The following is a 25,722-nucleotide window of genomic DNA, read 5'->3' as shown; positions in this document are numbered from 1 at the left end:
CAGCGCTGGCGATCTCAATTGTGCTTTCAGGGTGCGCCACCTTGCAGCCGATCCCGTTGCAGCCTTTGGCGGTCAACATGCCCGGCGACCCGATTAGGATTTACTGGCTACATGCCTATCAGGTCGGAAGCGGCATAAGGGTGGTCGGCACCGTTCGACCGAGCCGCGGAGTGTACAGGGCTGGCCGTGGCCATATCGACGTAACTGCCATGTTTTCCGATCGGCGCGACCCGCAGACGATTGCAACCCGGCCTGGACCATCTTCGCGCCGAGGCCGGGGTAGTCGATCATTCAGTGCCTACATGGCCGAGACCCACTATCAAGATGTGGAACGGATTTCGGTTAGATATCATGAGGACTGGCCGCACGTTCCGGACCGACCGTCGCGCTGACCGAAGGAGTGCTTTCGGAGGTCGCCGCAAGCTGTTTGAGCTACGACAAGGCGAGCGCGTTGCCGAATGTCTGTTTGGGTCGCCCTATCGGCCTGTTTCTCAAGGGCGGACGTCACCATGATCGCCGGGTACGGTTGATTTTGACCGACTGCGGTCGGTTGCAGACTTCGTCCGTCGAACTCGACGGTCACAAGAGCAGCCAGGTCATGAAATCCCCGGCCCACTTCGACTGCGCCCGATGGACCAGCTGATGCCGTCGCCGCGTATCAACCCTGAAACCGATTTGCCGACCTGCCGCTCCAGCACCGGGCGCCACGGCACCAACGTAAAATCCCGCGACCGTTCGATGAGCGCGAAGCGCCCGCTGACAAGGTCGACTGGGCGGCGATAACGGCCCTCGACACGGTCGCCTTCGGCAGCTTCGCGGAACGGCACCTTGAGTTCGTCGGAGAGCTGGCCCGCGATCCGCAGCAACTCGCGCCGCTGAAGCGTCGCAACGATGGTCCTCGGGAACGGCGTATCGCCGCCCGTTTCCTCCGCAAAACCCTGCGCAACCAGCCACTGCCGACGCCGCGTCTGAGCCTCGCGTACCTCACGTCCGAACCCGGCATCTCGAACCGCCTCGGGCGCTGCCGAGATCAGCTCGCGATCGATCCAGGTCGCGGCCTCGGCATCGACCAGCCGGTCAAGCGGCTGCGCCGACAGCAAGGTGATCGCGACCGGACGGTCCCGTAGCCTCGCCGTTTCATGGGCCGCGACACGCGCCAGATGGTCCGGCGCGATGATCCAGCGGCCCGACGGTTCGCGCTCGACGATGCCCGACGTCCGTCGCATCGCCTCCAGACGCCGGACATGGGTTTCGGCAAAGGCCTGGGTCGCGGCCGGATCGTAGCGAAGATGGGCATCCACATCATAGCGTCCGCCATTCGCTGCGGCGACCGCAGCGACGGTCCGGTCCACCTCGCGGACGATCGGGCTAACCGGATCGACCCGCACGATCGCACCGCACGGCAAGCTGGCATCGGTTTCTGTACCACTATCGACGAAGCTCAGGGCGGGCTTGCCGATCGCTACATAGTGGCTGCGCCCATCGACCCCATCGACGATCAGATAATGGCGATCGGCATGTTCGTCGGCGAGTCCGCGTGCCAGCACGCGGCCGACCAGCGGGCGGGCACCGGACGCGGCGGGATCGTAGATCGCCTGATCTGCCGACGCCCGCACGGTTGCGGCACGGGAAAAGTCGCGCTGCATCGTGCGGATGATGTCGCCGCGCTCACCCAACGCCCACAGCGTATCGGCAAGGTCGTGCACAAGCCGGAAGCGTCCCGCGCCGAGCGGCTCGGCCAGGCCCAGGCGCGACAGTTTTGCAAGTCGGGCGGCGCGCAGCGTCTGGTCGGCGGCATCGCGACCGTTGGTCGCTACTATCCGCGCGGCGTCCATCCCCTTGAGCAAGGCCCGGTCGATCGAGGTCAGGCGCTCCTGCTCGACTTCTACGCGCAGCGTCTGCGCGATTTCGCGGTAGGTGCGCGGGCCAAGGTCGAGGTCGACCAGCTCGGCGGCACGCTCGCGGATGCCGGTCGTCATGTAGTCGCGGGCGATGACGAGGTCGGCACCACGATCGTCCTTCCCACGCACGACGATATGGGTGTGCGGGTGACCGGTGTTGAAATGGTCCACCGCGACCCAGTCGAGCTTCGTTCCAAGATCCTCTTCCATGCGCGCCATCAGCCGCCGGGTGAGCGGTTTCAGATCGTCATATTGATCGCCGTCCTCAGGTGAGACGATGAAGCGGAACTGGTGGCGATCGCTAGCCCCCCGTCCGCCGAACGCCTTGCCGTCGACAGCGCCGGCATCGCGCCCGTAAAGCGCGCCCCGTTCGCCCTCGCGCGTTGTGCCGTCGCGCTGGAGGTAACGCAGATGCGCGGCAGCGGTCGATGCGCCCTTGCCGGCGAGCTTGACGATGCTTGCCTTGACGATCACCCGGCGGCCGTTCGCGGCGGCATGATTGCCGCGGCTGGCGAGCAGGCGTCCGACACCCGCACCGCGTCCGATCCGGACGCCTGAGAACGCCCCACGCGCGAGACCGGAAGCCACCGCGCCGCCGCGCGCAAGGTTGGCGGCGGCAAGGACGCGGCCGAGATAGCGTCGGGCGCGTTTGGCACCCTGCTGACGCTGGCGCCCGAGGCGCGGTTCAAAGCTGTCGTCGTCGGCCATTGTGATGATTCCAAGGGGTGCGGAGCGGCAAGCATGACCCCGTGCGGTTCCCCCTGAAAACCGGTGCCGCCGAATGTGGCGCAATACCGCCATGTCCGGGCCGAACGGCACTGGTGCCGAGAGGGCAGTGCCGGTGGCGGCTCCAAAAAACGCTGTGCAGACAAAGGCTTATGGAACACCAGTGCCATAGCTTTATCTTGCCTTACGCCACCCTCCCATCGGAACCGCTCCTGTCGCCAATTTCCGCTGACCTGCTGCCTGCCCATCTGGCCTGAGCCGAGGCAAAAAGAGCCGGGACACGATGCCTGTCGGCACTGTGTCCCGGCGTTTCCGATGCTGCGATCAATGCGTCGCTGCGAACGCTTCGCGTGCCTGGCGTTCGCTCCTGAAATCGCGGCGACCCATCAATCCTTGCGCGCTCCCATCGCCATCGACGATGCTCACCGCGACGAACCAGCGGCCATCCAACCGTCCCGTGATCGCCACCCGATCGAGCTCGAAATTCTCGTCGTCGATGTTCTCATACGCACCGAGCCACCGCTCCGACATGCGCGCATCCCACAGGAAATCGCTCTCCTCAGCCTCTAGAAACCGTGTCGCAAGCGCCTCGCCTGCGCCCCGCCCAAACTCGATTTCGAGCCCTGCCACCAGCGTCGCCACTACGCGGTCCGACGCCGCACCAATCGGTTGAAACATGGTCATGATCGCCTCCTTCGCTTGAAGTCCCCATCATCGAGGACAGACATCCGAAGACGGGTGGCGAGGCGGCTGTCAGGGCCGCTGGAGGCGAAGCCGGAAGCGCCGCGCAGCGGCGGCGGAGGAACCGATTTTGTTGCGCTGAAAACAAACAACGCGGCTGCGCAGCAGCCTCTGGTTCGCGGCAAAATTGGAGGGGCCGCCGGCCTTGCACAGCCGCTTCGCCGCCCGTCATGCTGGGCCTTGCCGAGACGAGCCCTCCAACATCCAAGGTCGCGCGATGCCCTTACAGTCGGCACCCTTCGACGCAGCAACACATGCAGACTCAACGGGGTGCGCGGATCGCAAACAGCGTATCTGGCGGCGCGTCCGGCGTGCGCGATCGCGATGGATCAGCCGACTGATTGCTGGGCCGAAGCACGACAAACAAGGTCGATGGCGGCTGCGGCGCGGGCGATGGGGATGGCACCAAAGGCCCGCCCGACACCTGTTTAAGATAGGCGCGCGTCTCGGTCGGCAGCGCACGGCCCGTGGCGAGATGGACGGCGTAGCGACCGGGACCGGCGTTATAGGCACCGAACAACCCGGGATAGCCGAACCGGTCATACATCGCGCGCAGATAAGCCGTCCCTGCGAGAATATTGTCGCGTGGATCATGGGGATCGCGCCCCAGGCCGTGCGCGGCTCGCATCGCCAGCCATGTCCTCGGCATCAACTGCATGAGCCCCATCGCGCCAGCGTGGGAGGTGATCGGTCGCCCGCCAAGCATGGTCCGGCCCCCGCTTTCGGCGCGCATCACCCGCTCGATCCAGGCGACCGGCACACCGAACCGGGCGGACGCCTCGGCGATCTCGGCGTGCCAGCGGGATACCGGATCGGTCCCCGACGGATTTGCGGCGGCGGCGGGGGGCGCGGCGAGCAACGCAAGGCCGAGCGCGAACGTCCTCAGCGCAGCCACAACGGGGTCGCCTTGCCAATGACATCCTGCGTCAGCGTCGGTCCGAAATAGCGCCCGTCGAACGAGTCCGGGGTCTCGGTCAGGAGCAGGAAGTGCGTGCCAGGTCCAAGCCGGATGCACCCCCGCCACGCAGGTAGCTGACGGCCCGCTGCATCGGCGGCACGGCGCTGCGCAACCGGCCTGCCATTCACCGTCACGACGCTATCCACCGCGCAGATTGTGTCTCCGGCAATGCCGGAAACGCGCTTCACCAGTGGTACATTGCTCGGCAGATAGTGGCGGCGCGCTGCGAGTTGCCGTGCTTGGATTGGCGGCCAGGCAATCGCCATGTCGCCGCGTTCGAGCGATGCACCGGGCGACACGGCATAGAGGCCGATAGGTGCGCTCGCGCTCGCGTTCCACACCAGCCGGGGCAGCGGCGGGACGGCGATCGTGACGCCGAGGCAGGCGATACCGATACCGAGCAGCGCCGCGTGCCGCCCAAGCCGCAGGCGGCGCGCGCGGATGCGCTGACGTTCCGCGCGGCGGACCTCAAGCCAGGCGAGAAGCGGGAGCGGGCGGTCGCGATCCGGCGCTCAACCACGGTCGCCCCCGCGCGCGCGGGCTGCCGACCAGGTCTCGATATCGTCGATGTGATAGCGCCAGGTTCGGCCATGCAGGCGGCATTTCGGCCCTTTGCCGGTCTGGCGCAGGCGCTTGAGCGTCGAGTATGCGAGGCCGAGATGAAAAGCCGCCTGCTTGGCGGTGAGGAAGGGACAGGTTTCGCGCGCGGCCTGCGCCCGTTCGGCGGTATCCATGATGAAGCTCCATCTGCGCCCACGCACCCGGCGTCGGCTGATGAGCGCGGATTGGATCGATCCGGTCGTCTTCGGCAGGGTCGCAAATCGACCTCTGCGATTCCGACCCCCAAATTGGCACCGGCGTTTAGAGCCGGTGGCGATGCCCCGCGTCCTTTCGGGACGCGGGGCGGTTCGCTCAGTCGGCGGGATTCCAGATGATTGCGAAAGCGTCATCGTCGTCCTGGCCGGCGGCGCGGCCGAGATTGGCGTAGAGCCGGCGCGGACCGAATTCGGGGGCGGCGAGCGACAGCGACACATAGTCCTTGCCGCTCATCTCGCCGCGCCGGACCCACCCGGCCCCGACCTCGACGCCGGCTGCCGACACCCGGTAGTCGGGCTGGGTGTCGCCGGACTTGCGGGTGTTGGGAATGATCTCGATATCGGTGCGGATCGAGAGCGTCTTGAGCTGGCCCTTGAAGCCGTTTCCGTCGCGGGTGACATAACCGATGGCTGGCATTGCTCGTCTCCTTAGAAAGTCGCCCCGAACCGTTTCCGGGCGATGGGCGGACCGAAGGGACGGTCAAAGCAGGTCCGCGAACCGGCAGGCCGGAGCGAAGCGGAGGACCGGAGCCGAAGGCTTATTTGAAGCGCAGCGAGCGCGAGGAGCCCGCAAGCTCGGGGCCCCCACGCGGCGTGCCGCGTGGGGTGGGCGCGGGCGGGGAAATAAGCCGCACGGCGATGGTTTCGCGGGACTGCGGCCGTACCAGGTCATGCGCCCGAGGAGCCGAAAACGGTGCGGGAGATGGCGGTGGCGACGACGATAATGCCGCCGGTTCACCTACGCGATGGATCAGTCGAGGACAGCGCGGACGTACCGCCGCATCACCGGATCGACCGTCCGGGGCACGCACGGCGAGGCTGCCGGCATTGCCGTCGGCGTGGCCGATGTCGACAGGCCGGGGCTTCGTGTGCGGCGTCAAAGGCGATAAAGGCCAGCACCATGTCGATGATCGTCCTCCGCCCTCTGGCCGCCTGCGCGGCGTTGTTGCTGATCGCCGCCGCGCCGCCTGATCAGGGGCGTGTCGGCCTTGTGATCGACGGCGATACCTTCCGGCTGGAGAACGGCGAACGCATCCGCATTGCCGGAATCGACGCCCCGGAGACGCAAGCGGGACAGGCCAGATGTAGAGCGGAGATCGTACTTGGCCGGGCCGCGACCGCGCGTGTCCGAACGCTGCTCGATGGCCGGACTGTCACCGTCATGCGGGGCGGGCGCAGCTACAACCGCACGGTCGCCCAAGTGACGCTGGCCGGTCGCGATGTCGGGTCCGAACTGGTGGCGAGCGGCATCGCACGCTGGTGGCCGCGCTGGCAGCGGATGCCCGACTGGTGCGCGCGCGCGCGGCGATGAAAACAAGGAACCAGCCGCGCCCCGGCCCGCGCCAGCAGGCCGGGGCGCGGCCGATATTCACGGCATCAGCCGCAACGGCGGCACGGCGAAATCGCCCGCCGCGAAGTGGTCGAGGATCGCTGCGTAGCTGCCGAGCCGTTCGACGGTGCAGCGACCGATCAGGAGATAGTCGTCCTCGTCGGCGGCATAGCATTGCACCTCGCCCGTGCCGGTGAACACGGCGCGCTCGGCACCCCATTGGCCGCAATAGCCGCCCGACCAACGCGCGAAGGGCAGGCCATGTTCGACGCACCAGCTTTCGAGGCGCTCGAACCGGCCCCAGGGCACTTCATGCGCCATGAGTTCAAGGGACATGCCCTCGCGGAACATCGTGGGGGCGAAGGGTTCGCCGTCCCATTCGGTGGACAGTTCCTGCTCCCGAATGAGCGCGAGAAAATCGGGCAACAAGGATCGCGGCAAGGTGCCGCCGATGGTGATGCTCGCGGATACACGGTCGGCCATGATGATCTCCTTTGCCGCGCGCCCGCGCCCGAGCAACGGGTGAACAGCGCCCCGCGCTGTTCAGGTCATACCGGGGGTATGACCGACCCGATTGCTGGCGCGGGCGCGCGGCCGAATTTTTTCAGAAATGGAAGGATGCGGGCGGCGGGTTTGCCGCCGCCCGCGAGCAATCATGCGGCGAGGCGGTCGGCCTCGTCGTCGGAGTCCGGCACGGCCATCACCGCGCCCGGTGCGCCCGGATCAGGCTCCTCGTCGCCCGGGCGGGGCCGCTCGACCGCGCGGGCGGCTTGCGCCTTGGCATGGGCCGCGACCGTGCCGACGCCGCCGCGCGCCGTATAGGCGGTGGGCGGGAACGCCATCCAGCGCGGCACCCAGTTTTCGCGCCGGTCGCGCCCATTGGTGCCGTCAAGATGGTCGCGCACAATCCGTTTCAGGGTCCTGGTCTTCTCCTGCCGGTTGGCGCTGGCGACGGTTTCGCCCGCCACCTCGGCGACGATCCGGGTGAGCACTTCCCGGTCGCGAACAACCGCGAAAAAGGCATCGTCGGGCTGCCAATAGCGGGCCATATCGACGCCGATCTCGATGCCCACCGCCTCGACAGCGGCGCTGCCCGCAGCCAGCGTTTCGCCGATGACGATGGCGAGCACCTCCATGACGACCGCATCGGGAAGGTCGAGCAGCCGGTGGAAGATGCCGACGACGCCATAGTCGTCGCCGTCCGCTTCGATGCTGCCCCCGGTCACGGTCGGTTCCTCGGGCGAGAAACCGAGAACCGCCAGTACTGCGCGGCGGCGTTCGTCGAAATCCGCCTCGGCCTTGCTGTTGTCGAGGCTGTCGCGCACCTCGTCGTTGCGGGTGGACTGCGGCTCGACCTTCACCGTCCAAAGGTGAGAGCCGCCGATGGCATGGGCGACCATCAAGCGCAGCGCGATTGCCGGTTGGCCGGTCAACGCAGCGCGGACGGCGGCGTGACGATGCAGGTCGATATAGGTCTGCATCGTCGATGTGACCTCGGGCCGCGCCGGTTTCTGACCGGTCCCGTTCTGCGATCCCTCGGCCTTGGCGATGCGGCGGGCTTCCTTGCCGGAGACATAGCCTTCGTGGACGATCACTTCGCCACTCGCGCGCACGTCGAAATAGACGCGCCCGCCCTTGCGCTTGCCCGCCTTCTCATATTCCCATGTCGAGAAATGATCGGACGGCGGGACGATGATCGCGTCGGCCCAGCCCGCCTCGATATAGGCGGCGCGGCGTGCCTCGATTGCGGCATTCTGCGCAGTCCAGAAAGCTTCCGGATCGGCGGCATAACGGTCCTCGCCGAACAGGTCGGCGATCGTTGCAAGGCCGCTCGCCTCGATGTCGAACAGCGCATGTTTGACCGGGATCGACTGCCCGCCGAACAGCCAAGCCTTTAACTGGTGGCCGGTCGGCAGATAGGCATTCTCATCGTCGGCAAGCGCCAGCCATGATTTTTGCTGGCTCTTGGACGCCATCGTCAGGTGGCGCACGGTCCCCGCGTCGATCCGTTGTTTGCGATAGAGATCGCGGATCGCCGGGAGCAGGTTGCCGAGCGCCAGCACGCGCTTGACGGTGAGGTCGGGCAATCCGAAGGTTGCGGCGATGTCCTCGACCGTGCGGCCCTCGCGGACGAGGCGGGTGAAATTCTCCCACTGCGTCACCTCATCGGGGTCGAGCCGCGCCATATTCTCGATCATCGACGCCTCGATGGCGGCGGCATCGTCGCCCTCGTCGAGGATCGCACAGGGAAGCAATGCCGCATCGGGATCGGCGTCGCCTGTCGCGCGCCGTTCCTCGGCGACGATCTTGGCGGCATGGAAGCGGCGGCTACCGGCGACGATTTCAAAGCCATCGGGCGCGCAGTTCGGGCGGACGATGACCGGCTGGATGACGCCACGGCTGCGCACGGTCGGCAAGATATCGGACACGTCCGGGGCCTTTTTGCCGTAGCGCATATTGGCCTTGCTCACGACCAGCTTGTCGAGCGGGATAAAATCGAGTTTCATTGTCGTCACTCCTTGTGAGTGCCGGTCCGTCGCTCTTTCCGGGGTTGGCGGATCGGCTTGCAAAGCGGCGTTACGCGCCGCGCGTCATCCACCTCTCCCGTGTTCGGGGTCGGTCGGAAGCTCGGGGACCGGCGCGGACTCGATGCGCCAGATGATGGATTGGGCTTGGCTGATCGAACCGGCTCGGCGCGCAACGTCGGCCCACACCGACAGGCTGACGGTGGTCGAAAAGTCGATATCGCGCTCGATGCCGAGGCCGAAGGGCAAACCAATGCCCGCCAGTTCGGACAGGCTGAAATGCCCGAGTTCGGGACAGCCGAACCCAAGGTCGGCCAGTCCGAACAGCGTGTCGCCATCGTCGTAAAGTTCGGTTGCCAGCCATGTCGCCGCACCGAGCGGATTGAAGAATTTGACGACCGGCGCGGGATCATGATCGCACGCGGCGGAGCGTTCGGCGTTCACGCGCAGCGTGGCGCGAAGTTCGGGGGTGAGCAGGATCATCCCTCCGCCCCCTGTCCCGCGACGCTTCGCGCCGCCGGAGCCTTGCGAGGCTTCGCCCCCTCCTCCGCCATTCCAACGATGCTGCGCATCGCCGGAACCTTGGGCCTCGTCGCCCTCCGTTCGCCAGAGTCATCATGGGAAGTGTCGCCTTGGACAGCCTCGGCCTGGGCGGCGGCGTGCCGTGCCAGCAGCCAGTCGGCAGCCTTGCTTGCGGCGCTGGCGGCGCGGAAGATCGCGCGGTTATCCTCGCGCAGCACCTCAAGCCACGATGCCAGATAGTCGGCGTGGCGGACGGTCGGCACGATGCCGAGCGCCGCGCAGAGGAAAGCCGAACCCATTTCCGCGACATATCCTGACAGTCCAGCCCAAAATGGCGGTTGGAAGGTGAAAACCATCGGTTGCCTCCAGCACTGCCCAAAAGCCCCATGGCCTCCCCCGAGGCGGGGGTGGGCGGCGAGAGCGACCGGAGAGGCCTGCTGAAGCGGCGGGCTGCACCCGCAGGGGCGAAATGAAATGGAGCAGCCCGGCGAAGCCGAGGCTTGCAGCGCGCCGCGGCGGGCCTAGCAGGGAGCGCCGACCACTCCCGCATCGAGGGAGAGGCCAAAAATCGGAGCCGCCGCGCAAGCGGCGTCCGCTTAATGGCGGGCGACAGCCCGCATCGACATGCATCGCGAAGCGGCCGATCGCGCGAGGGATCGGCCGCCATGGCAGTGGCGCTCGTGCGTTAAGTCAGCATGTAGCCGACGTCGGAGGCGCCGGTCGGATAGGCGAACATGGTGGAGCGAAGATCGGCCGCGGTGAGGCCGTGGCGGATTGCCAGACCGAAAACGTTGATTACCTCGTCGGCGTTCGGCCCCACGAGATGCGCGCCGAGGATGAGGTCCGTGTCCTCGTCGATCAGCAGCTTATGGCCGTAGACCGGCTCGGCGAGGCGGCGGGCGGTGAACCAGTCTGGCGTCGAGGCTGCGTTGACCCGGAGCGCGACGCCGCCGCGGCGCGCCGCCTCCTCTGACAGTCCGACGGCGGCGATCGGCGGCAGAGTGAAGGCCACGCTCGGCACGCCGCGATAGTCCGGCTGGTGCGTCGGGCCATCCAGGAGGTTGGCGGCAACTACCTTGGCATCGTGGCTGGACACCGGCGTCAGCCGCGGCCCGACTCCGGCAGCGTCGCCGGCGGCATAGACCCGCGGGTTGGAAATGCTCCGCAGATGCGCGTCGAGCTGCAGGCGCCCGTCCTGCACGGCCACCTCGCCGGCGGACAGGTCGAGCGCCTTGAGGTCAGGACCGCGCCCGGCGGCATGAACGACGAGATCGGCGGCGACGCTGAGATCAGGCTCGCCCTGGCGCTCGGCGTGGACCAGCAGACCGCTCCCGCTGCGCTCGACCCGGGTAACGGTGGCACCGGTCTCGACGCGGATGCCGAGCGCCTCGAACCGGGGCGTCAGCCAGCCCACCAGGTCGGGATCGAAGTGCGGCAGGAGCCGCTCGGCCCGCTGTAGGATGGTGACCTCTGCGCCCGCTCGGGCCGCCAGATGCGAGAACTCCGCAGCGACATAGCCGCCGCCGATCAGCACGATCCGGCGCGGCAGGGCCTGAAGCTCCAGGAACGCATCGCTTGTGCTCACCAGATCTTCGCCCGGAATGCCGAGCGGGACTGGACGCGCGCCGCTGGCGATCAGGATATGGCGGGCCCGCAATGTCCGGCCTTCCACCACGATCGTGTCTGGGCCGGCAAAGCGAGCAACACCGTGTAATGCGTCGACACCGAGCTCGGCGTAGCGGTGCGCCTGCTTGGCGGGGATCGGATCGGTGAAGGTCCGCTTGAACGCCATCAGGTCGGGCCAGTCGATCGCCAGCGTGCCGTCGACGCCATGTCTGGCCATGCGCCTTGCCGCGTCGATCGCTTCCTCGCCGCTGACCAGCATCCTCTTGGGATCGCAGCCACGCAGCGCACAGGTGCCGCCGAACGGACGGTGATCGATGACGGCGACGGACCATCCAGCGGCACGGACCCGGCCGACCGCGACCTGCGCTGCCGTGCCACTGCCGATGACGATCAGGTCGTAGGAAGCCATGGTCGCATCTCCATCCGCATCGGCGCAAAAATCGCGCGCCCAACCTCGAGCGCTTCGGCCAGGCACAGACGAATGCCGTCATCGGCTCCGACCGGACCGCTCGCGCACCAGGCCGCCAGATGATCGTCATCGCAGAAGAAGGCCTGCAAGGTGCAGAGCGACGATGCCGCGCAGCCACTGGCATAGCGACGGCCGGACCAGACGACGATCGCGCCCGGCTCAACCTCTTCCAGCTCGCGGCCGCGGCTGGGGGTATGGATGGCGAGCGTGCGCCGGCACTGGCGGCAGGCCGAGCGGATCATGCAGTCCCGCTCCAGCATGGCGCCGATCCCCAACGCGTCGATGGCGCACATGGCGCTCATGGTCACTCCGCTGACTTCGACTTGATGTTCGCTGGGGCCGTCGGTGAACGGATAGGCGCCGGTCACCCGGCCCGCGCCGTCGAGGACCACGAGATCGCGCCCGGCGAGCCGCTGCAGGGCCGAGCCGACCTCGCCGGAGGGGAGTCCCGATGCGGCGGCGATCTGTGCCGGCACCGGCGAGCGACCATCGGCAGCATAGGCTTGAAGCACGGCGCGCCGGACCCGCTCCTCGACGCCGTCCATCCCGCGCCACTTCGAACCGATGAACGCCGCGAACAGTGCCGTCAGGGCTGCGCGGGCGCTGGGTGTTGTGACTGCGCTCCAGTCCGGGACAACGGCACCGCCGGGAAATGTAACCGTCGATCCAAAGGCGGCTTCAGCGGATGATACGCGCGCCATCGCCCGCCCTCCTCAGCCGCAGCACGCCTTGCCGCCGCTCTCCTGGATCGGCGGACAGGGCACGTCGCCGTAGGAGCAATAGACGCAGCAATCGCCCGGCTTGGGCTTGAGGACCGCGCCGCAACCCCGGCAGTCGTAGAAATACTGGCAGGCATTGGTCGGCATGGTCTCCGTCGCCCGATGACCGCAGTGGGGACAGGTCAGCGTCGAGCGCAGCTCGGGGGTGGCATCAGACATAGCGATAGCCTGCCCAGAGCAGGGCCGCACCGAACAGCAATCCGATGAGCGTGAGAACACGCATCCAGCGCGGCGTGCATATGCCGCCCGGCCCACAGCGCGCCGCCGTAACTTGCTGGCGCAACAGCAGCGCCGCGCCGGCAAGCAGGCACAATGCGCCAATGAGGAGAAGCGGCGTGCGATACGGCGCGGCGACAATGGCCACGCCGCCGAGCCAAGCTGCGCCGATCCCGGCGGATGCGAAGAGGATCGGCAGCGCACAGCAGGCGGCGACGCCGAACGCCGCAGCGATCCCCGCCAGCGTGAGCGTGGCGGTGCCGATCCCCTTAGGCGGGCTTGGCGTCTGGGTCACGGGCGACTCCTTGTGGCGGGCATTGAGCTGTCCTAACATCTGTAGCGACTACAGACTCAAGAGGTATTTTGGGGATGGCCGCAACGGGCGCGATCCAGATCGGCGAACTCTCACGCCGCACCGGATGCAACATCGAGACGATCCGCTATTACGAGCGGATCGGGCTGCTGCCCGCTCCGCCGCGGCGGGGCCGCTACCGCAGCTATGGCCGGGAGGACGTGGCTCGCCTGGGCTTCGTGCGCCGCGCGAGGGAGCTGGGCTTTACCCTGGACGAGGTACGCGCCTTGCTCGGACTCGCGGTTGGCGGTCAGGCCTCCTGCGCCGAGGTGCGCGAGCTCGCGGCGTCGCACCTGGCGGACGTACGCGCGCGGATCGCGGACCTCAAGCGGATGGAACGGGTTCTGGCCGACTCGGTGCGCGCCTGCGATGCCGGTCGGGATCCGGGCTGTCCGCTGCTCGACACACTTGGCGCCGAAGTGCGGGTCGCGTGAGCATTACGGCTGTCGGGCGTGCATCCAGTCGGCTGCCGCCTGCGCCTTGCTCGCCGCGGTGAAGATCGCCCGAGGCTCGTCCTTGAGCAGTTGCAGCCAGGAGGCGATGTAGGCCGCATGATCGGGTCGCGGTTCGTGCGCGATCCCGAGATCGGCAAGCAGGAACGATGCGGTCAGCTCGGCGGTTGCTTCCTCCATCGCGAGCGCGTGCCTGGTCCACTTGGCGCTGAAATCCCGGTCGAGCCGATGGACTGCGCCACTGGCATGAGCCGCTTCGTGAATGTGGGTGGCATAGAAGCCGTGGGCGTCGTGGAAGGCGCTGAAATCCGGCAAGTGGATGCGGTCTTCGGCGATGTGATAATAGGCACTGGCCGAGCCGTAGACGGTATCGATGCCGAGCGCGGCGATGAAGGCTTCGGCGGCGGCGAGGCGTTCGCTCTCGGGCAGGACCGGCCCCGGTTCGGGCGCATAGCCATCGACCTGATCGGCGTTGAACAGGCTGAATGCCTTGGCGAAAAGCCGTCGGTGGTCGTCATCGTCGCCGGCGTCATCGCCCTTCGCGCGAAACTCCTTCCAGAGGACGCCGAGGCTGGCGTGCTCGCCCTTGCGGACCTGCGCGCCGAGCGCCTGCCACTGGCGATAGGTGCCCCAGACCCCGCTCGCATAGCCGCTGCCATAGGCGGCCGCCCAGAGCGAGACCGTATTTATGCCGCGATAGGGCTTGCCGCTGGCGACGTTGGTCGGGCGGGTGACGTCGGCGCCAGAATGATGCCACGGCATGCGCCAGGTGCCGGTGCCGGCTTCGATCGCGGCGACGATCGCGTCGGTGACGCGCGCATAGACGTCTGAGCGTGGTGAGGCTGACATGATCTGTTCTCCGTTCTCGCGCCGGGGACCATCCCCGGCGGCGGAGGCCCGTTCGCGCCGGGCACAGGGGGCTCGCGCACCCGTCAGGGCCGCAGCGAAGCGGAGGACGGCGAAGCCGTTGCGCGGGTGCGCCGACCGGCGCAGGACTCCGCCAACAGCCGGGGTGGTCTACGGCGCGGGAGGGTCGATCCCGGCAATCACCGCGGTCAGGCGGTCAAGCTCGCCCTCAAGCGCGCGGCGCTGGAGATCGGACATGCGCCGTTCGCGTAAATGCGCCCTGGCATCATCGGCCGCGCGCTCCCACGCCGGCCTGTGGCGGGCGGTGATACAGGCGTTGGGGCAGCGGGTCGGCTCGCACAGAGCGGTGAGCGGCTGCCTGGGATCGGGGGTCGTCACGCGCTTGAGGCAGAGCGCGGTCGCGGGATCGAAGAAGCAATCCGCGAGCAGACCGACGTGGAAGGTGCGCGCGACGCTGGCGAGCATGACGCGCAGGCGGGCCCGATCGGCGATCATGGCGGGCAGTGGCCCGAGCTTAACGGCGGCATCGTCGAGGGTCCGCGCGATGCGTGGTCCCGCCGGTCCGCCGAGTGATGCGCCGCCCTGCCGCCGGTCGAAATAGTCCAGCAGATCGTCAATCTGACCGAGCCGGCGCTGCGCCTCGACCTCTGCGCGAAACCCCGATCCACTGGTCCCGGCATAGCCCTCGAAAGCGGCGACCGAGGCATGCTTGTACTGGATCATGCCGGTGATGGTGCCGAACGGACGGTTGGCGATGTGCCACGCGATGGTGCGCCGGAACTGCCGCGTCGTGATGCGCCACGGCTTGCCATCGGGGCCGGGTGGGATGACCGGCGCATCGGGGCTGCCGAAGACGGTGTTGAGGTGGTCGCGGAAGGCGTTGAGCTGGCGGACCACCTCGCTCGACAGATGCGTCTTGGTGACAGCGCGGGGACGAAGCACCGGCCAGAGCGTGTCGCTTCCAGTCTTCCGTGCCGCGTGTTCCGACAGCCGTTCGAGCACCGTGATCGCCTCGGCCACCGGTTCGATCGTCACCCAGCTCGCCGACTCACCGGCGCTCGATCGGCGCTTGTAGAGGGTCGATCGGACGCGTTGCCGCTCGATCAGGCCGTCTTCGCTGCGCGCGATCGAGAGGCAGCCGCGCCGCATCGCCTGGACCTCGCAGTCGCGCATGCCGGTCAGATAGGCGCATACGATATAGGCGGCGGCCTGCAGCATCCGCTCCTCGATCGCTAGGGTCTTCACGTCGAAGCGGGCACGCCATGGCCGACCGCTCTCGGGAGCGATCGAGATCGGCGTGTCCATGCCGCCGACCTCGGTACCAAGCGATGCAACCGCTTCGCGAATGACATCCGGTGCGCCGGTAGTGAGCATGAGATGCATGGCCGGCTCGGCGACGGCATCGATGCCGGCATGCAAATGGAGGAGATGGGCGTTGATCGGCGGGGTTGCATCCCCGGTGAGGGGATCGATGCGCGTGGCGCCGTTGTGTGCCGTCGTCCAGATGGGCACGCCGCGTCCTTGCCGGGCTCGGCGCGCGAGATAGCGCTCGAGGCGCGCGCGCTGCCGCAGGCGGCGCTCTGCATCAGGCAGTCCGCGTTCGGCGGCGAGCAGCCGAGCGCGGACTGCCTCGAGCCGATCGAGCGCGACCCGAGCCGCCAGAATATCGGTCGCGAAGGTCGTGACATAGCGCAGCGACCAGGCGAGCAGCGGCGTGACAATCTCCTCCGGCATGCGTGGGGTGCGGTTCTCGCGCACATGCCGATATCCGGCGACGCGCGCAGCCGCTTGCCCGGCCCACGGCTCGAACCCGAGACCGCCTCCAGGCAGGTGATCCCGGAGATGGTAGAGATCGGTGACCACCTGCAAGAGCTGGCCGACGATGACGGGGCGCCGCGCTGAATCATCCCGCAGGTGGCGCGCATAAGCGTCGATCAGCGCCTGATCGATGCGGCCCAGGTCGAGCCGCCCAAGCCGCTCGCGCGCGAAGGCGAAGAACCGGCGAGCCCGGTTGAATGCCTGTCGGATGCTGGCGGGCGGCAGCTTCGGGTGGTAGCCGGGAAGACCGACGTTGAGGCGGGCGTAGAGATAGGCGCGCATTGCCGCCTGCACATCGGCATGTTCGAGCACGTCGAAATGCACGGTGACGTGGCAGCGCCGAGCGTTCTCGCGGAAGACGGCGGGACCGAGATCCCAGGTCGGGTCGCCGACGTGCGACAGCTCCTCGCGGGCATGGCCCGCCTTGAGCGGCGCGCTCGCCAGCACAGGGCGATCGTCGAACGCGGGCACGAGGGCATGGACGGGCGTGGTCATGCGCGTGCCTCCGGCGGCAGATAGAGCCGTTCGCTCCCCATCTGCCGGCGCGCTTCGGCGATAACGGCATCGGAGAAGACCGGCAGGACCTGGACCGTGATCCGGGTGTGGACGCGGCCGAACTTGGCGGCCCAGTCGCTCGCCGGCAGGCTGCATCGCTGCTCTTCGACGAACGCGAGAAAGGCGAGGATCGCGGGGAGCTTGCGCGCGGTGATGACGGCGTTGGGACAATCGAGGCAGCCCCAGAAGGGCTGCGCGCAGGGCGAACCGGGCTCGGCGAAAGGACTGCTATGGAAGCCCGCGCAGGCGGCGAGCCAGACATCCTGTTCGCCGTCGAGCACCGGACCCACCGTATCAGCCGACATCAGCGACGCGACCTGTTCGGGCGCTTCGCGCAGCGCCTGCTCGGCGGTGGGTGGAAGCACGGTCGGCATCGCCGCAGCGACCGCTGCGCGGAAGGCATCGGCGACGGCCGCCTCGTGCAACGGCCGGAGCGACGGCAGATCGGCATAGTGGCGCGCCGCGACCTCGCGGGTGTGACCGACCGCGAAGCGGGCCATATGCCCCTCGGTCTTGGTGTACCATAGCGCCTTGTGGGTCTTGCGCAGCCGGGAAAGCAGCAGATGGAGCGGCTTCCCATCATCGCCGGCGATACCATGGCGACGAGCCCAGGCGGCGAGTTGGAACTTGGGATCGACGATGCCGGCGCGAAGGCCGCCAACGTTGTGATAGAGCCAGAGGCAATCGTCGGTCAGATGCTCGCGTGCGACGGCGGTGACGTCGATCAGGCGACGCATGAGGCCGCCGGGTGTGCCGCTACCACCATCGCGGACCCGCATGCTCTTGTGCTCGGCACCGCGGGCGCGGCGCTTCAGATAGCGTAGCTCCACCGTGCCGGCATGCGGGTTGGTGAGACAATCCACGGTCAGCGTCTTCAGGCACTCCGGCTCGAGGCCGGTATCGAGCGTGAGCAGCACGAGCAGCGCCGGCAGATCGCGCGCGAGCAGATGATGGCGGCCATGCAGGTCGTCGATGAGCGTGCTGATCGGCAATCCGCGCCGCATGCGCATGAAATAGAGGCGCTTCAGCGCGGGCTGGTCTGCGACGATAAAGCCCTGCCGCGCGATGATCGCTTCGACATCGGCGCGCGCCCTGGCGACGACAGGGTCGCCCTCATCAGTGCGGTCGTCGGCGCCGAGGCGGCGAAGCATCGCTTCGATATCGGCCCTCGCGGCGTCGCGCAGCGCGCGGGCGACGAAGGGGCTATAGGCATCGCGCGGGGTCGAGCGGCCCGCCGAAGTGGCCAGCGTGTAGCGCAGCCGCTCATGCAGGTCGGGCGCGATCCGATCGGGCCGGTCTGCCTCGATCGCGCGCAGCGTGTTGATGACCTTGCCGACCGTTATGTGCCGGTGGATCGCGCCCATCCCACGCCGTTCGAGCGCGGACGCAAAGCCATCGATATGGACTGCGCGCAGGTCGTTGACGCCGGTCACCTCCGGCGCATCATCGCCAAGCCAGGCGAAGAAGTGGCGATAGACCTGAACATACTGCTTGATGACGCTGGCCGCACCGATGGGGCCGCCGAGCGCCGCCGATCGACGCAGCGCACCGGCGAAAGCGATGGCGAGTGGGCGAGGATCGAGCCCGGTCATATCGACTAGGACCGTTCCGCCATGCCGCGCCTCGATGGTGAACTTGAGGCCGAGCACAGGATCGGGCTGCGATCGCTCCGGCGTGATCGGCGCAAAGGCGACAGGCCGGCCCTTGCGGGGACGCCCGCTCATACGCCTTGCGGCCCCGGCAGTAACGCCAGCAGCCCCTCGACGGCCGCGTCCACCGTATCGGCGCGGGTCGCGATATGGTCGAGGTAGATATAGGTGGTGGTGAGGCTGGCGTGGCCAAGCAGGCGTTGCACCTGTTGCAGCGGGTCGCCCAGGATCAGCCGATAGCTCTCCACCGGCCCCACCGGCAATGCCGCTTCGCGCAGCCGCTGCTGGATCAGCAAGGCGAGCATATGGACTGCGAAGGCGTGGCGAAGCTGGTGCGGGCTGATCGACAGCGGGAAGCCGTTCTGTGCGCACCGCTTGCAGGCGCGGGTGAAGATCACCTCCCACGAGTTGGGGCGGACAGGCTGGCCGACCTCGGTCAGCCATAGCGCCGCCGGCTCGCGGGGCGTTCCATCCTCGTCGCACAGGATCAGGCGGCATCGTTCCTCCGGGGTGCAGATATCGCGCATGCGGTCGAGACCGGCGCGGGTGACAGGGATCGGTCGGTCGAAGCTGGCCGCACCGTCGCGCGCGGCGAACTTGGCCACGCCCGCGGCGCGCCTCGACCGCGACATAGGCGGCGATCTGACGAAGCAGCCGGCGTGGGACCAGAACGCTGCGTCCGCGGTCGCCCTTGGTGAGCGGCGGCGGAAGGGGCAACCAAAGTTGTTGGACGGCACCGTCCTCGCGGTCGATCGCCGCGAGCTCGGCAGTGAGCAGGCCCGACGCCTCTTCGAGGCGCAGGCCGGTGGTGACGAGAAGATCGGCGAATAGCGCGTTGCGCAGCCCGTTGCGATCGCGAGCGCCGGGGCGCTCCGTGCCGTCAGGGGTGAGCCCGCGCAGGCCGAGCTCGCGGAAAATGCGGTAATCGTCCATCGTGACGAACCGGACGTCCGACCGCCTGGCGACGCGCTCATAGGCGTCGTTGCGCGCCGCGATCATGCCGCGACGGCCACCCTGCGCCGGTCGCCAAACGGCGCGGCGGCTGAACGGCGCGTCGGCGATCAGCCCTTGCTGCTCGCCCCAGCGGTAGAGGCGATCGAGGCTGGCGACGGCCCGGTTCCAGCTTGCCGCCGTGATCGGGTGATCGGCCTCGTCGCGGCGTCGCTCACGATGATAGGCGCCGACATCGTCGCGGGTCGCAGCCCACACGGTCTTGCCGCAGGCATCGAGAAAGCGAAGCCAGACCGCGACATCATAGGCGTAGGCGCGAAGCGAGTGCCGCGAACGGACCCCCGACAGCGGCAGGTCGAGAAAGAAGCGATCCAGATCGGGATGATAGAGCGCATCGCCACGCAGGATCAGCGGCACATGCGCATCGAGGCCCCTGGCCTCGCGCCGCTCGCAAACAGCAATGATCGACACCGGCGCGAAACCCTCCCCCGGACCCCCCACCCGGAAACTGACCTCGCACCGTTGCGCCCTATGGCCCGGCAGCTATCAGGCTGGCCTCCGCCAGCTCTTGGGTCAGCGCTACGGCCAGCCTGATAACTGCCTACCGTGGGCGTCCATCGCCGACCTTACTGCAATGTTGCGGACGGCGCAGACTGTCCAGATAAGGCGACCAGTTCCTCGCGGGCATAATCCTTCGACCCGAAGCCGGTAGTCAGGTTGCGCGCGAGCCGCGACGGATGGCCGGTGGCATGGGTCAGCTCGTGCAGACAGGTCCGGTAATAATTGATCTGCTCGAAAAAGGCCGGTTGCGGCGGCACCTGCACATAATCCTGCGCCGGGACGTAAAAGGCGCGATTGCCACCGACGCGGAAGTCGATGCCGCTCGCCGCGATGACCTGCTCGGCAACCGGCACGATCTGGCGTTCGGGCAAGGGGGCCGGTTCCGGGTCGAGGCCGGGGCGCAGCGCTTCGCACTGGGCGACGTTGAACACAGTGAAGCGTTTGAGGAAGGGAATGGCCTTGGCGTCGCCGCCAGTTTCGACGGCGCGCGCCTTTTCGGCCTCGGGGATAAAGCGGTCTGCATAGACGACCGTGGTGCCGCGCTCGCCCTTGCGCACGCAGCCGCCCGCCTCAAGCGCCTGTTTGAACGTGAGCCAGCCCTGCGAAGGATAGCCATGTTCGATCACCGCGCCCCACAGGATCAGCACATTGACGCCAGAGTAACGCCGGGCCGTAAGCGCGTTGCGCGGGAGACCGGGGCTGGCCGCGCTGCCGTTGCCATCGGGACGTCCGGGGGCACCGGCTGTCGCCCAAGGCTGAACCCATGGGAAGCGACCTGCCTCAAGCTCGGCGATGATCCGGGCGGTGACCTCGTCATAGAGGTTGACGCGGGTCGTTTCGGAGTCAGTTCCGGGCTTGGCCGGGGTTGCTCTTCCGGCGCGGGACGCGGTGGGTTTCCGGCCCGCGCCGCGCGCGCGATGGCAAGTTGAAGCACGCATCGTTCACCTCCTGCACCGCCCCAAAACCACCAGGGCCTCCCCGGAAGCGGGGGTGGGCGGCAAGATGCGAACCGGAGAGGCCCGCTTGAGCGGCTCCGGCACCCGAAGGGCCGCAACGTAGGTGAAGGAGCCGGGCGCAGCCCGGCTTGCCGGGGACGCGAGCGGGCCTAGCAGGGAGCGCCGCCCACTCCCGCGCCACCGGGAGAGGCCACCAACAGCGCCGCCGCGCGAGCGGCGACCGCAGCCGTTTCCGGCGGCAGAGCCGCCGCCAACGAAGGGATGGCCCCCGGCCGGTGCGGGCGAACGCGCGGTGCAGGGTCGGGCTTTGCAAGGCAAGGCGGCACCTGTCGCCGGCGTTGCAAAACCGGGCGCACCGCCCGCCCGAGAGGTCGGAGTGCCTGCGGGGCCACCATCAGGCGCCGCACCCTGCGAGGCTGCTGTGCGGCCCACAAAGCGGGACTTTGTGGGATCACCCGCGCCGCAGTCCGGCAGTGTGCGTCCTCAGCCCCGCTCCGTCAGGGTCAGCATCGCTGACCCGCGCCAGCCGATCGTCACCGTCAGGCCGAGACCCGGCCACGGGGCTCGGCGGCGCGAAGCCCGGCTTCGAGCCGTAGAGCGCGGTCGCGCCGCTTCACCGGCGTGAGGCGCCATCGCTTCGCACACCCGATCGGGTCCAGGGATGAGGCGCACCGCGTCCATCCGACCCAAGGGTGGGCTAGGGTTTGCGCCGCATCAATTGACGATATCCGCCGCGCGCCATTGCACCAGCCTCGCGTACCAGCCGCCGGACCCGCGAGCGCAGCGAATCGGATACGTCATTCCAGTCGCGCGCCACCCGCTCGCTGCCGAACAGGATCGAACCGATCTCGCGCTGGCTCGCACCTTGGCCGATTGCATCATGGACACGCAACATATCGACGCCCCGATCGATCCGGACATCGCTGGGAAAGAGCGAGCGGGCGAAGCGGCGATGGCGACACAGATCGAGCAATCGGCTGAGCGGCAGCAAGCGGGCCTCCGCTGAGACAAGCCCACGCAACCTGTAATGCAACAGGACCGCTTCCTGGCCCGCCAGACGGCCCTCCTCGACATCGAGCCGAATATGATGCCAGCCATCGGATAGCACGACATGCTCGCGCCCGGCCGCGTCGGTCGCAATGGCGAGCCAGGGCGCGATCCGGTCGATGCGGAGACTGTCCGGATCGGACGGGTCCGCCGACTCGGCGGTAACGGCAATTGCCCCGGGATCGAAATCGGCATGCCAGATGATCCGCGCCTCCGGGGCCTGGAGGTCGGGATGCTCGGCGAAAGTGCAGCCCCCAGGGCATGGCGTCGCCGGTGCCGCGGGTTGCCGTGCTGGCCCGCGCATACCAGCTGATATAGCCGGGATCGCGGCGCAGCCATTCCCACATCAGCCCCGCGCGATCGATGCTACGCAATCGATCATAGCTCGATCCGTTGCGCCAGTCGGTAGAAGCGTTCTCCCTAGCGTAACCGCTCACCAGTTTGATCCCGGGGGCAGCCTTACACTGCGGGACGAAACCTCCACAATGGACTGGAAGCTCAATCCTTTACGGTGCGCATACCCTGTTCCCGAGGCGCTGGCGCTTTGACGGACAAACCCACTGTGATATTGCACTTTTATTGCTAGATTCGCCGTGCGCTGGTTTGAGATCCCACCGTTCGGCCCGTACCCGCGTGAAAGGACGATCGCCGGGATTGCGGTGGCTTGAGACGCCGCCCGCGATTGCGTTGATGCCCGATGCACCTGCACGCAATGGCAGTGCGGTTCATGCACGTCGTCGAAGATGTCGCAAGTGCCGACGACCTCGCGGCGGCGATGGCAGCGATCACCGACGAGCTCGGCTTCCAGTACTTCGCATTGACGCACCATGTCGACATCGTCGCGGCAAGCAGCAGCGCGATCCGGCTGCACAACTATCCGGCACAATGGGCCGACTATTATGACGGCAACGCGCTTGGCGTCACCGACCCGGTCCATAGGGCAAGCCATGTGACAAGCATGGGATTTTGCTGGTCGCGCATGCCCGATATGATCCCACTCACAGCGTGTGACCGCAAGGTGCTGGCGCTTGGTCGCGATCAGGGAATCGGCGACGGTTTCACAATACCGGCGCATGTCCCAGGCGAAGCGCGCGGCTCCTGTTCGTTCGCCAGCGAAGCGGGCCGGCCGGTGCCCGAGACGATATTGCCGGTGGCGCAACTCGCGGGCAATTTCGCCTTCGAGGCCGCGCGACGCTTGTGGAGCATCCGCGGTCACATGCCGGTCGCACAGCAACGGCCGCTGACCGATCGTCAGCGCGATTGTGTGCTTTGGGTTGCCCATGGCAAGGGCGACTGGGAGATCGCCATAATCCTCGGCATCAGCGAAGAGACGGTTGCGCGCCATATCAAGGACGCCTGCGAGCGTTACGGGGTAAGCAAGCGGACATTGCTGGTGATCCGGGCGCTGTTCGACGGAACGCTGACCTTCACCGACCTATTCCGCCACTGATATACCCCTTTTCCGGGATAGCGGCGCAGCCTGCTCCTCGCCGACCCTTGCCCGATCACTCGGTCAGGGAGCCACCGACATGCTGCAAGTCCTCCAGTCCACCGGTAGCCCGGCATCCGACGCCGCGCTCCGCGCAATGTTCGCCGCGCGCAAATCCGTCTTCGTCGATCTGCTCAAATGGGACGTGCCCGTGCTCGACGATGCCTATGAGATCGACCAATTCGACAATATCCATGCCACCTACCTTGTCCTCACCGAAGCGGACGGCACCCATCTCGGATCGGCCCGCCTGCTGCCGACATGCCGCCCACATATTCTCGACAGCCTCTATGCCGAGTTGTGCGAAGCGGTCCCGCCCAAGGGACCGGGCACCTTCGAGATTACGCGCTTCTGCCTCGATCGGCGGCTGAACGCAGCCCAGCGGCGCATCGTGCGCGATACGTTGGTAACGGGACTGGTCGAGCATGCGCTCGCAACCGGCATTACCACCTACACCGCACTGGCCGAAATCGGCTGGTTCCAGCAAATCCTGGCGTTCGGCTGGCGCTGCATGCCGCTCGGTCTACCACGGATCGTCGGCGGCACGTTGCTTGCAGCGCTCCGCATCGACATCACGCCCGAAACGCCAGAATTGCTTGCCGCGGCAGGCATCGCGGCAAAGCCGATGCCGTTCGACGGCCGTCGCGTCGCAGCCTGATAGGGGAGCATTTCGATGACGGATATGTTCGACCTCGCCGGCGAGATTGCGCGACGCACCGCCGAACTTTCTGCCCGGGGCTATTGTCACATTCCTGACGCGTTGCCGCCCGCGGCGGTCGGTGCTCTCGACAATGATCTCGCGGCGCATTTCGCCCGGACGCCATTTGGTCAGGGCGGATTCTACGGCACGACGACCAAGCGATTCGGTCGACTTCTCGTCCGCTCGCCAAAGGCTGCGGCGCTGGTCCAGCACCCCCTGATCCTCGGCATCGTCGAGGCGGTCTTGTCGCCGTGGTGCGACCGGATCCAGCTTAACACCACCCAGGCGATCGCGGTGCATCCGGGCGCGCCGGCGCAGTTGCCGCACCGGGATCAGGACATGTGGCGTGGACCGACCGGCGAGATCGAATATCTCGTCAATGTGATGTGGCCGCTGACGTCCTTTACGCGAGAAAATGGTGCCACGCTGGTCTGGCCGTGCAGCCACGGGCCGCAGGCGCTCAACCCGGAACCCGTCGAGACGCCAGTGGCGGCCGAAATGGAGCCTGGCGGCGCGCTGATCTTTCTCGGGTCGGCGCTGCACGGGGCGGGTGCCAACACCAGCATGGGCGTTCGGCGCGGTCTGGTCATCGGCTATTCGCTCGGGTGGCTCAAACCTTACGAAAATCAGTGGCTCGCTTATCCACCAGAGGTGGCGCGGCATTTTCCGTCGGAGCTGGCCGCGCTCGTCGGTTACCGTCAGCACCGCCCCAATCTCGGCAATTATGAGGGCCAGTGTCCTTCCGTCCTGCTCGGCGAAGACAGCGACCGTCCGTTGGGTGCAATCGATGCGCTGCGCCCCGATCAACAAGCGATGATCGACGCCTATCTCCAAGATCAGCGAGCTGCGCCGTGAATTCGGGCGCGACCGCGGAACGGGTTCATGAGGCGTTGAAGGCCCGCATCATGGGCCGCGAATTCCGGCCAGGCGACCGGCTCGACCCGGCGATCCTGGCGGTTCCGCTGGCATCGAGCGTGACGCCGGTCCGCGACGCCCTCCACCTGCTCACCGGCGAGGACCTGGTCGAGACGCGCACCGGCGACGGATTCCATGTGCCGGCGCTCGACGAGCCGGCGTTGAAAGACTTGTACGACTGGTCCGCCGAACTCGTCGCGCTCGCCATTCACGCCTGGCCGCGCCCACACGCTGCAATCGTCTTTCACCCGCGTGCGCAGGACGGGCACCCGATCGCCGAGCGCGTCGCGGAGGCGTTCCTCGGAATTGCCCGGCGCTCGCCGAATGGCGAGCACGCGCGTGCAGTCGATCGTCTCAACGCAAGGCTCCATGCCGTCCGCACGGTTGAAGCCCACGTGCTCGATAATGTGGATGCGGAACTGGCTGCCGTGACGGCAGCAGCAGAGGCCGGGGAGCGCAACCTGCTCCGCCGTCTCAACACGGCTTACCACCGTCGGCGGCGTCGCGCGGCGGCGGCCATTGTCCGCGCCGTGTACCGGGCCGACTAACGGTCACGATTTCGCTGATCGCTAAACAATCTCGATATAGAATCCGTATAAAGTTCGGATAGCCGGGCGCGCTTCATACACTCCCTGGGCTGCAACTCGCAGCCTGAGAGAAGGAGTGTATCATGGAACGCGAAGACGAAGTCATCGACCTGGGTACCGCGAGCGCCGAGACCAAGGGCCCCGGCGGCCCGGTCGACGATCTGGCGCTCGGAATCTTCCAGACCGGTCTTTCCGACGACTGAAGCGACGGCGCG

26 protein-coding genes and 2 pseudogenes are annotated in these 25,722 nt (G+C 67.4%); 7 read left to right on the top strand and 21 right to left on the bottom strand.

What is annotated here, in order from left to right:
- Positions 1-596: 596 nt before the first annotated feature.
- The 6 genes from rlxS to LRS12_RS11605 all read right to left on the bottom strand — a co-directional run bounded on the left by rlxS (position 597) and on the right by LRS12_RS11605 (position 5,559).
- On the bottom strand, positions 597-2,609 hold the full coding sequence (rlxS, locus tag LRS12_RS11630; RefSeq protein WP_224921310.1) for a relaxase/mobilization nuclease RlxS: 2,013 nt from the start codon (positions 2,607-2,609) through the stop codon (positions 597-599).
- A 342-nt stretch (positions 2,610-2,951) separates the two neighbouring features.
- A complete protein-coding gene (locus LRS12_RS11625; RefSeq protein ID WP_224921309.1) occupies positions 2,952-3,311 on the bottom strand; it encodes a hypothetical protein in 360 nt (119 codons plus the stop codon).
- A gap of 319 nt (positions 3,312-3,630) precedes the next feature.
- On the bottom strand, positions 3,631-4,263 hold the full coding sequence (locus LRS12_RS11620; protein WP_224921308.1) for a lytic transglycosylase domain-containing protein: 633 nt from the start codon (positions 4,261-4,263) through the stop codon (positions 3,631-3,633).
- Complete coding sequence (locus LRS12_RS11615) at positions 4,251-4,679, bottom strand: S26 family signal peptidase (protein WP_308223040.1); 429 nt, start codon at positions 4,677-4,679, stop codon at positions 4,251-4,253. Before LRS12_RS11615 ends, LRS12_RS11620 begins: the two co-directional genes overlap by 13 nt.
- 159 nt (positions 4,680-4,838) lie before the next feature.
- Entirely contained in the window at positions 4,839-5,060 is a 222-nt protein-coding gene (locus tag LRS12_RS11610; RefSeq protein WP_224921306.1) for an AlpA family transcriptional regulator, read from the bottom strand.
- A gap of 178 nt (positions 5,061-5,238) precedes the next feature.
- Complete coding sequence (locus tag LRS12_RS11605; RefSeq protein ID WP_179510978.1) at positions 5,239-5,559, bottom strand: DUF736 domain-containing protein; 321 nt, start codon at positions 5,557-5,559, stop codon at positions 5,239-5,241.
- Between the two features lie 483 nt (positions 5,560-6,042).
- On the opposite strand from LRS12_RS11605, the gene LRS12_RS11600 reads away from it, so the two are divergent.
- Positions 6,043-6,453 carry a thermonuclease family protein gene (locus LRS12_RS11600; RefSeq protein ID WP_224921305.1) on the top strand — a complete coding sequence of 137 codons (411 nt, stop codon included), beginning with the start codon at positions 6,043-6,045 and terminating at the stop codon, positions 6,451-6,453.
- 57 nt (positions 6,454-6,510) lie between these two features.
- Here LRS12_RS11600 and LRS12_RS11595 read toward each other — a convergent pair whose 3' ends face one another.
- From LRS12_RS11595 to LRS12_RS11560, 8 genes and pseudogenes are all read right to left on the bottom strand, one after another.
- On the bottom strand, positions 6,511-6,954 hold the full coding sequence (locus tag LRS12_RS11595; protein WP_224921304.1) for a hypothetical protein: 444 nt from the start codon (positions 6,952-6,954) through the stop codon (positions 6,511-6,513).
- Between the two features lie 170 nt (positions 6,955-7,124).
- Complete coding sequence (locus tag LRS12_RS11590; RefSeq protein ID WP_224921303.1) at positions 7,125-8,978, bottom strand: ParB N-terminal domain-containing protein; 1,854 nt, start codon at positions 8,976-8,978, stop codon at positions 7,125-7,127.
- Between the two features lie 84 nt (positions 8,979-9,062).
- Positions 9,063-9,479, bottom strand: a complete 417-nt coding sequence (locus tag LRS12_RS11585; RefSeq protein ID WP_224921302.1) for a DUF2958 domain-containing protein — start codon at positions 9,477-9,479, stop codon at positions 9,063-9,065.
- 161 nt (positions 9,480-9,640) lie between these two features.
- Positions 9,641-9,826: pseudogene (locus LRS12_RS11580) on the bottom strand (zincin-like metallopeptidase domain-containing protein); the annotation flags it as partial.
- A 377-nt stretch (positions 9,827-10,203) separates the two neighbouring features.
- A complete protein-coding gene (locus LRS12_RS11575) occupies positions 10,204-11,553 on the bottom strand; it encodes an NAD(P)/FAD-dependent oxidoreductase (protein WP_016744716.1) in 1,350 nt (449 codons plus the stop codon).
- A complete protein-coding gene (gene merB, locus LRS12_RS11570; protein WP_224921301.1) occupies positions 11,535-12,314 on the bottom strand; it encodes an alkylmercury lyase family protein in 780 nt (259 codons plus the stop codon). Before merB ends, LRS12_RS11575 begins: the two co-directional genes overlap by 19 nt.
- 12 nt (positions 12,315-12,326) lie before the next feature.
- Positions 12,327-12,551, bottom strand: coding sequence for a GDCCVxC domain-containing (seleno)protein (locus LRS12_RS11565; RefSeq protein ID WP_021224337.1), 225 nt, complete (start codon positions 12,549-12,551; stop codon positions 12,327-12,329).
- The gene (locus LRS12_RS11560; protein ID WP_224921300.1) at positions 12,544-12,903 is read right to left on the bottom strand and encodes a mercuric reductase; all 360 of its coding nucleotides are present in this window, start codon (positions 12,901-12,903) and stop codon (positions 12,544-12,546) included. The genes LRS12_RS11565 and LRS12_RS11560 overlap by 8 nt, the downstream gene beginning before the upstream one ends.
- 74 nt (positions 12,904-12,977) lie before the next feature.
- Here LRS12_RS11560 and LRS12_RS11555 point away from each other — a divergent pair, with 74 nt between their 5' ends.
- The gene (locus tag LRS12_RS11555; protein WP_224921299.1) at positions 12,978-13,394 is read left to right on the top strand and encodes a helix-turn-helix domain-containing protein; all 417 of its coding nucleotides are present in this window, start codon (positions 12,978-12,980) and stop codon (positions 13,392-13,394) included.
- Positions 13,395-13,397: 3 nt separating this feature from the next.
- Here the strand turns inward: LRS12_RS11555 and LRS12_RS11550 are convergent, their stop codons facing one another.
- From LRS12_RS11550 to LRS12_RS20370, 7 genes and pseudogenes are all read right to left on the bottom strand, one after another.
- Complete coding sequence (locus LRS12_RS11550) at positions 13,398-14,261, bottom strand: ArdC family protein (RefSeq protein ID WP_016744721.1); 864 nt, start codon at positions 14,259-14,261, stop codon at positions 13,398-13,400.
- 168 nt (positions 14,262-14,429) lie between these two features.
- Positions 14,430-16,592 (bottom strand): integrase, encoded by a 2,163-nt coding sequence (locus LRS12_RS11545; RefSeq protein WP_224921298.1) that lies wholly within the window; start codon positions 16,590-16,592, stop codon positions 14,430-14,432.
- Entirely contained in the window at positions 16,589-18,376 is a 1,788-nt protein-coding gene (locus LRS12_RS11540; protein WP_021224414.1) for a hypothetical protein, read from the bottom strand. Before LRS12_RS11540 ends, LRS12_RS11545 begins: the two co-directional genes overlap by 4 nt.
- Positions 18,373-19,723: pseudogene (locus LRS12_RS20010) on the bottom strand (tyrosine-type recombinase/integrase). Before LRS12_RS20010 ends, LRS12_RS11540 begins: the two are co-directional and overlap by 4 nt.
- Before the next feature lie 155 nt (positions 19,724-19,878).
- Positions 19,879-20,751, bottom strand: a complete 873-nt coding sequence (locus tag LRS12_RS11520; protein WP_257844702.1) for an ArdC family protein — start codon at positions 20,749-20,751, stop codon at positions 19,879-19,881.
- A gap of 715 nt (positions 20,752-21,466) precedes the next feature.
- Positions 21,467-21,760 (bottom strand): DNA -binding domain-containing protein, encoded by a 294-nt coding sequence (locus tag LRS12_RS20375; RefSeq protein ID WP_374580857.1) that lies wholly within the window; start codon positions 21,758-21,760, stop codon positions 21,467-21,469.
- Positions 21,648-22,163, bottom strand: a complete 516-nt coding sequence (locus LRS12_RS20370; protein WP_374580855.1) for a transcriptional regulator domain-containing protein — start codon at positions 22,161-22,163, stop codon at positions 21,648-21,650. The genes LRS12_RS20375 and LRS12_RS20370 overlap by 113 nt, the downstream gene beginning before the upstream one ends.
- 350 nt (positions 22,164-22,513) lie before the next feature.
- Between LRS12_RS20370 and LRS12_RS11510 the strand changes: the two genes are divergently transcribed.
- The 5 genes from LRS12_RS11510 to LRS12_RS11490 all read left to right on the top strand — a co-directional run bounded on the left by LRS12_RS11510 (position 22,514) and on the right by LRS12_RS11490 (position 25,710).
- Positions 22,514-23,266, top strand: coding sequence for a LuxR family transcriptional regulator (locus LRS12_RS11510; RefSeq protein WP_257844700.1), 753 nt, complete (start codon positions 22,514-22,516; stop codon positions 23,264-23,266).
- Positions 23,267-23,345: 79 nt separating this feature from the next.
- Positions 23,346-23,963, top strand: a complete 618-nt coding sequence (locus LRS12_RS11505) for an acyl-homoserine-lactone synthase (protein WP_257844699.1) — start codon at positions 23,346-23,348, stop codon at positions 23,961-23,963.
- A gap of 15 nt (positions 23,964-23,978) precedes the next feature.
- Positions 23,979-24,860 carry a phytanoyl-CoA dioxygenase family protein gene (locus tag LRS12_RS11500; RefSeq protein WP_257844698.1) on the top strand — a complete coding sequence of 294 codons (882 nt, stop codon included), beginning with the start codon at positions 23,979-23,981 and terminating at the stop codon, positions 24,858-24,860.
- Positions 24,857-25,468 carry a GntR family transcriptional regulator gene (locus tag LRS12_RS11495; protein ID WP_257844697.1) on the top strand — a complete coding sequence of 204 codons (612 nt, stop codon included), beginning with the start codon at positions 24,857-24,859 and terminating at the stop codon, positions 25,466-25,468. Before LRS12_RS11500 ends, LRS12_RS11495 begins: the two co-directional genes overlap by 4 nt.
- Positions 25,469-25,590: 122 nt before the next feature.
- Complete coding sequence (locus tag LRS12_RS11490) at positions 25,591-25,710, top strand: benenodin family lasso peptide (protein WP_257844696.1); 120 nt, start codon at positions 25,591-25,593, stop codon at positions 25,708-25,710.
- The last annotated feature ends 12 nt before the right edge of the window (positions 25,711-25,722 follow it).

It is taken from the genome of Sphingomonas sp. J344 (genome assembly GCF_024700005.1).
In the GTDB taxonomy this organism is placed as follows: Bacteria; Pseudomonadota; Alphaproteobacteria; order Sphingomonadales; family Sphingomonadaceae; genus Sphingomonas.
The sequence above is the reverse complement of the archived record's forward strand: the minus strand, read 5'-3'. Positions and strand labels throughout refer to the sequence as shown.